Source organism: Shewanella sp. Choline-02u-19, from assembly GCF_002836205.1.
Classification (GTDB): Bacteria; Pseudomonadota; Gammaproteobacteria; order Enterobacterales; family Shewanellaceae; genus Shewanella.
Map to the genome: position 1 here is coordinate 1 of NZ_PJBE01000008.1, position 389 is coordinate 389.

Annotated in this window: 1 protein-coding gene; it reads right to left on the reverse strand. The window is 43.7% G+C overall.

What is annotated here, in order from left to right; translation table 11 throughout:
* Nucleotides 1–143: 143 nt before the first annotated feature.
* On the reverse strand, nucleotides 144–389 hold a 246-nt coding region (locus CXF83_RS22735; protein ID WP_232774993.1), incomplete at its 5' end, for a hypothetical protein.

A 389-nucleotide genomic window follows, 5' to 3' on the forward strand; every position in this document is an offset into this window, starting at 1 on the left:
TAGCCAGGTGCGAATCGAACATTGTCAGGCGCCACTCTTTCTAAGATGGGTCTCGAAAGAGAGTGAACAGCCCATTGCTAACGCAATGGGCTTTTTTACGTCTGTGATTTGGGTGTTTTTATGCTGTTTAATTCCATTCCGTTTTATAGCGATCCCCTTATTAGTCGCTTATTTTGTTGATAATAAGAGGCTGACAAAAGCGAATGATCATGGGTGATATTTGCTTGCCGAGCAGGATCCCCAAGACATTGCCGTCGATTTTGGGTGATACAGGGATGTAAACCTGAGGCATAAAGCTCAAAGTAATGATTATCCTGCCCTGCAAGTTTCGAATACTGTACTAGAATAAGGTCCCCTACCGAGATTTCCTCACCAATTGAAGGGGCAAA